At 65.7% G+C, this 1841-nt stretch carries 2 protein-coding genes and 1 pseudogene; 1 reads left to right on the forward strand and 2 read right to left on the reverse strand.

Annotation, left to right across the window (positions count from 1 at the left end; all coding sequences use genetic code 11):
• On the reverse strand, positions 1–520 hold a 520-nt coding region (locus tag AC27KI_RS23895; protein WP_487116217.1), incomplete at its 3' end, for a nicotinate-nucleotide--dimethylbenzimidazole phosphoribosyltransferase.
• Between the two features lie 446 nt (positions 521–966).
• Between AC27KI_RS23895 and AC27KI_RS23900 the strand changes: the two genes are divergently transcribed.
• Complete coding sequence (locus tag AC27KI_RS23900) at positions 967–1332, forward strand: hypothetical protein (RefSeq protein WP_487116219.1); 366 nt, start codon at positions 967–969, stop codon at positions 1330–1332.
• Positions 1333–1394: 62 nt separating this feature from the next.
• On the opposite strand, the pseudogene AC27KI_RS23905 reads toward AC27KI_RS23900, so the two are convergent.
• A pseudogene (locus AC27KI_RS23905) lies at positions 1395–1841 on the reverse strand (cobyric acid synthase); the annotation flags it as partial.

Consider the following 1841-nt stretch of genomic DNA (forward strand, 5'->3'; position numbering starts at 1 on the left):
CATTGCCCGGCAAACGGCGCACGATGGCACCGCCATGGGCGATGGCCTGGGCGCATTGGTCCGCGGTCATCGCCGGGCCCACCGACGCATCGGCCGTGCCGGCCGCCACGCGGCAGTGGCTGAGCAGGCGCGGCTGCCCCGGTGCGCTGTCGCGCGGAGCGATGGTGCGCGCCACGCCGCAGTCGACCACGGTCAGGTCCAGCCCGTGCTGGCGCGCCAGCACGCTCACCGCCGCGCCGCCGGCCAGGAAGTTCTCCACCATCTGCCAGGTCACATCGCTCGGAAAGGCCGATACGCCGCGTGCCGCCAGGCCATGGTCGGCCGCGCACACCAGCATCTGCGGCTGGCGCAGCTCGGGCGCCTCGGTGCCCAGGATGCGACCGATGCGCAGCGCCAGCGACTCCAGCCGGCCCAGGGCGCCCAGCGGCTTGGTCTTGTGGTCCAGCAGGTGCTGCAGGCAGGCAGCGAACGCCTCGTCGGACAGGGCTTCAACGGATGGAAGATCAGCGGTGTTGCTCATAAATCAGGGGCAAGTGGATAGCGACGGCTCGGACAGATTCAATCAAGGCGCGCGAAGCGGTCATCGCAGCACGGTTGCATCGGGGCGAACGACCTGCACCGGGCTGCCCTGGTGAAGATGCGATCAGTTACCCGAATTGCTTCGCAAAATCGCCAGATCCTACGCAGTGGAAATTCCGACGAATGGAAAGAATATCAACATTCGGGTCTGTCCAACTCTTTTCAAGTGATCCAATGGGATGCATCAACTCCACCTCACGCAACTCTAGCCCCGTGCATACGAGGGCGACCAATACACCCGCTCAAACACCGGGTAACCGTTCTCCGATGCCACAGGGCTCTCCCTACGCTGGCCCCAGCCGGCGGTCTGCCGGCGCGGGTGGGTCTATAGCGCCCCGCTCGCCGTTGCAGTCCGGACACGCCGCGATCCGATCCACGGCACAGACCTTGCGCCAGCAGCAGGAGACGATTGCAAATCTGCTGGAACATGCCGTGCATTACCCGGACCACGAAGGCATGAAAAGCGTCGTCAGATCCTGCGAACAACTCAACCAGAGAATTAACAACTATCTGGTTCAGAATCGCGGTTTCATCGGACCTGACGATGTACGGGAGAAGCTGACAAGTCTCAACAGCCTCGTCGACCAGCATCGCGCCGAAGTGGCGGCACGGATGGTTGCCGACGATTCGGACGAAGAGCAGCCCAGCTACAGCCAGGCGGGCCCAAGTTCGCAAAGTTACAACCCGGCGGAGTTCGAAGTCACGACCGTTTTTCCGGCAGGCCAGTACGACTACGGCCATTACTTGCGCTGAACGTCGACACCCAGCCATAAAAAGTCCCAGCCCGCCCCGTGCGGGCTTTTTTCCATCCGTCCCTACTGCAAGACGCGGCGTTTCCATTCCTCGTCGAACCATTCATCCACCCCGCTCGCCAGCCGGTCGAACACCGCATCGAGCGTGGGTGCGTCGGCCCCGAAGAGCGCGCGCAGGATGCCCGCGTCCTCGAACAGGCCGTGCAGGTACAGCCCCAGCACGTTGCCGCGCGCGTTCTGCCATGCCAGGCCCGGGATCGCGGCATGCGCCACCTCGCCCGCCGCGGCCATCGCCGGGTGCTGCGCGGTCTGGCCATGGTGGATCTCGTAGCCCTGCACCGCCGTGCCGGCCAACGCCTGCCAGGCGCCCTGCGCGGCGCCGAACGCGGTGCGGGTATGGCGCACGGTCTTGGCGGGCTCGAAGGCCGTCACCAGCGGCAGCAGGCCCAGGCCCGCCGCGTTGCCGTCCACGCCGTGCGTGTCGATGAGGGCCTCGCCCAGCATCTGCAG

The sequence above is a fragment of the Acidovorax sp. KPB24-03 genome (assembly GCF_057546605.1).